This window comes from Amycolatopsis sp. NPDC059027, assembly GCF_042739735.1.
Lineage (GTDB): Bacteria > Actinomycetota > Actinomycetes > Mycobacteriales > Pseudonocardiaceae > Amycolatopsis.
In genome coordinates this window covers 4717-8872 of the sequence record NZ_JBHYIK010000086.1, presented here as the reverse complement: position 1 = coordinate 8872, position 4156 = coordinate 4717, and the positions used below count along the sequence as shown (strand labels likewise).

General features: G+C 70.6%; 2 protein-coding genes. One reads left to right on the top strand and one right to left on the bottom strand.

Annotated elements, in window-relative coordinates; all coding sequences use genetic code 11:
* Positions 1–90: 90 nt before the first annotated feature.
* Complete coding sequence (gene ahcY / locus ACFWY9_RS38815) at positions 91–1563, bottom strand: adenosylhomocysteinase (protein WP_378329317.1); 1473 nt, start codon at positions 1561–1563, stop codon at positions 91–93.
* Positions 1564–1655: 92 nt separating this feature from the next.
* On the opposite strand from ahcY, the gene ACFWY9_RS38810 reads away from it, so the two are divergent.
* Positions 1656–3944 carry a hypothetical protein gene (locus ACFWY9_RS38810; protein WP_378329358.1) on the top strand — a complete coding sequence of 763 codons (2289 nt, stop codon included), beginning with the start codon at positions 1656–1658 and terminating at the stop codon, positions 3942–3944.
* Positions 3945–4156 lie beyond the last annotated feature (212 nt).

Here is a 4156-nt window from a genome sequence, read left to right as displayed (position 1 = left end):
GCTCAGACCCTATTGACGCTCGATATGTTGGTTCGTTTTCTATTTTAGCAGCCCCCCTTAAATACCTCCCCACCCGCCCCGCGCGATGCGTCAGTAGCGGTAGTGGTCGGACTTGAACGGGCCCTCGACGTCGACGTCGATGTACTCGGCCTGTTCCTTGGTGAGCTTGGTCAGCTCGCCGCCCAGCGCCTCGAGGTGGATCCGCGCGACCTTCTCGTCGAGCTTCTTGGACAGGCGGAACACCTCCTTGTCGTACTCCTCGTGCTTGGTGAACAGCTCGATCTGCGCGATCACCTGGTTGGCGAAGCTGTTCGACATCACGAAGGACGGGTGCCCGGTGGCGTTGCCCAGGTTCAGCAGACGGCCTTCGGACAGCACGAGGAGGCTCTTGCCATCGGGGAAGACCCACTCGTCGACCTGCGGCTTGATGTTCACCCGGCGGACACCCGGGTAGCGCGCCAGGCCCGCCATGTCGAGCTCGTTGTCGAAGTGCCCGATGTTGCCCAGGATCGCCTGGTGCTTCATCCGCGCCATGTGCTCGGCCATCACGACGTCCTTGTTGCCCGTGGTCGTGATGATGATGTCCGCCTCGTCGAGGACGTTCTCCAGTTTCTTGACCTGGTAGCCGTCCATCGACGCCTGCAGCGCGCAGATCGGGTCGATCTCGGTGACGATGACCCGTGCGCCCTGGCCACGCAGCGATTCCGCCGCGCCCTTGCCGACGTCGCCGTACCCGCAGACGACCGCGACCTTGCCACCGATGAGGACGTCGGTGCCGCGGTTGATGCCGTCGATCAGCGAGTGCCGGATGCCGTAGCGGTTGTCGAACTTCGACTTGGTGACCGAGTCGTTGACGTTGATCGCCGGGAACAGCAGCTCACCGGCGGCGGCGAGCTGGTAGAGCCGGAGCACACCGGTCGTGGTCTCCTCGGTGACGCCGCGAATGCCCTCGCCGATTTTCGTCCACTTCCCGGTATCGGCCGCGACGGAGGCACGCAGCAGTTCGAGGAACACGCGGAACTCGTCCGAGGTGTTCTCGTCCGGCGTCGGCACGACGCCAGCCTTCTCGTACTCGGTGCCCTTGTGCACGAGCATGGTGGCGTCGCCGCCGTCGTCGAGGATCATGTTCGGGCCGTCGCCGTCCCAGGTGAGCATCCGCTCGGTGCACCACCAGTACTCCTCGAGCGACTCGCCCTTCCACGCGAACACCGGGACACCCTTGGGCTCTTCGGGCGTGCCGTGCGGGCCGACCACGACCGCGGCGGCGGCGTGGTCCTGGGTGGAGAAGATGTTGCAGGAGGCCCACCGCACCTCGGCCCCGAGCGCGACCAGCGTCTCGATGAGCACCGCGGTCTGGACCGTCATGTGCAGCGAGCCCGAGACACGCGCGCCACGCAGCGGGTAGACCTCGGCGTATTCCCGGCGCAACGCCATCAAACCGGGCATCTCGTGCTCGGCGAGGCGGATCTCCTTGCGGCCGAACTCGGCGGCTTCGAGGTCGGCGACGGCGAATTCGATGCCATTACGGGTCTGGTGCCGCTGGGCAACGCTTTCGGGGGTCATAGTGGCGGTTCCTCCAAGACTCGACGACATCCGAACACTACCGTTGTCGCCTTGACGCTAGTTGGAACGCTGAGGAGACCCCCGCCGTGCCCTTGCCAGGCCCCGACACCCGCATCGTCGAACTGCGCGTCGCAGGGCTGGTCGGCACCAGTGGCGAAAGCCTGCTGGACTCGGTCGCGACGGTCGACGTCGCCGGCGACGGCCTCGGCAGGGTCATCCGGCCCGCCGACCGGCTGCGCCGCCCCGCGCCGGGGCCGGTGCTGCCCGCGCTGGGCCGGTCGATCCCCCGCACGCTCGAGGGGTACCTCTGGAGCGGGATGACCTCGGGCGGCGCGGCGAAGGCGACGTGGGCGCTGCTGTTCCCGTTCTCGCTGGCCAACGTCGCGTTCTGGATGCTGCCACCGGTGCCGCCGGGGAGCCGGTTCGCCGCGTTCCTCGGCGCGCTGTGCCGCGGCCTGCTCCGCATCGCCGCGTTGCTGCTGACGATGCTGCTGGTGAGCCAGCTCTCCGCGACCGCGCTGGACCTCGTCGCCACGCAATGTCTCGCCCCCGGCTCGGGCTGTATCCCCTCGGCGCCGTCGTGGCTGCGCGAGTCGTCCCTGCTGCGCGTGACCATCGGGGTGCTGCCGCTGTTCGTGATCATCCTGGTGCTGCACCGGATTTCGTCGGCGAACTGGAAGGTGCACGCCCCGGACGGCGTACGCCGGTCCGGGCCGCTCCGGCTGCGCACCGACCCCGACACGCCGGGCCTGCGGGTCATGCACACCGTCGCCGCGCTGGCCTCCGTCGCGCTGCCCCTGGTCGGCGGGCCGCTGCGAGTACCGGACGCGCCGTTCGACATCGTCGTGTGGATCTGTGCCCTCGCGCTGGTCTTCGCCTCGATCCTGACCGTCACGATCGGCACCGACGCCGGTCCGCTCGCGCGCCGCACCTTCTTCTCCTTCGCGGTGCTGGTCGTCGTGGTGGCCGCGGTCCGCGCGCTGCCCCTGCCTTCGGGCGGGCACCGCCTGCCCGGCACGGACCCGACGGTGGAAGGCCTCGGCGCCGCGCAGGTCGTGGTCACCGTGTTGTTCGCGGTGACGCTGATTCCCGCCGCGCTGCTGGCCCGGCGCACCTGGAAGGACCAGCCGCGGCGGCTGCGTCCGTGGGTCGGTGGCTGGACGGCCGCACCGGTGCTCGCACTCGCCGGGCTGCTCGGCGGCGGCTTCGGCGCCGGGCTCGCCGGGGTGGTGCGGAAGCTGGCGGGCGCCGACGGGCTCCGGCTTCCCGACACCTACCGGCTGATCACCGTGCTGTGGGGCGGCGGGCTGGTGCTGGCCGTCGTGCTCGGCGTCGTCGGCTTCGCGATCGCCGTCCCGCTGCGCCGTCGCCGCCGGGGCGTCCCCGCGGTCGTGGAACTGATGGAGCTGGACGAAAAACAGGAGGCGGACGCCGCGTCGGCGTGGGCGCGATCGGCGTGGGAACGTCGTCATCTGCACCATCTGGCACTCACCGTCGCGCTGGCGATGGCCGCGGGCGGGATCGCGCTCCTGGTGGTGCGCTTCGGTTTCCGCCTGAACCCCGGCTGGTTCGAGCCCCTGTCGACGATCGGCGTGTTCGCACTCGCCGCGCTGGCGGCCGGGCTGCTGCGCGTGGTCTACACCGCGGCGAAGAGCCCGCAGCGCAGCAGGCACCTCGGCGCGCTCGCGGACCTGGTGTGCTTCTGGCCGCGCGCCGCGCATCCGACCGTCCCGCCGTGCTACGCGCTGAAGGTGGTGCCGGAACTCACGAGCCGGGTCAAGGACCATCTCGCCGAGCCGAACACCCGGGTCGTGCTCTCGGGCTACAACCTGGGCAGCCTGCTCGCCGTGCTCGCCGCGTCGCGGCTGGCAGGCGAACTGCCGGACGAGGATCTCGAGCGGATCGGCCTGCTCACCGCGGGTTCGCCGCTGCAGTGGGGCTACCAGCGCGCGTTTCCCGCGCTGCTGCCGCCGGAATCGCTCGCGGCGCTGTTCGGCGATCTCGACGGCCGGTGGCGGGCGCTGTGCCGGGGAACGGACATCTTCGGCGGCGGTGTCACGACGTGGCGGCACCAGGTGACGTCCGGGAAGCTGCTCGGCGACGGCTATCTTCCCGAAGGCGGCATCGGCGCGCTCGCGGCCGAACCCGATCCGCACGGGGTGCTCGTCCTCGGCGGCGACCACTGGCTCCCGGACCCGCTGCGCGCGCCGACCGGACGTCACCGCTGGGCGCCCGGGGTCCTCAAGCAGCGGGACTACCTGGTCGATCCGGAATGGGACAACGCCGTCGCGATGGCCGCGGGCCTCGCCCGGCCGGGAAAGCCGTCGAAGCGCTGGGGTGAGCAGGGCGCCCTCTTCGGCGACTTCCCCACCCAGCGCTGAAGGGGACTTTCCTCGCATCCCCTGCGAGGAAAGTCCCCTTCAGCTCACGTCAGGGCAGCAGCGTCTTCAGGTGATCCGCGGCAGCCTGTGCGTCGCGGATCAGGCGGGGGTCGTGGGGGGCGCCGACCCGGCCGTCGCGCGTGGGGGCCGTTGCGGCGCCGTACCGCCCGGGGCCGGGGGGGGGGGGGGGGGTGTTGTCGTCCGGGTTGGAG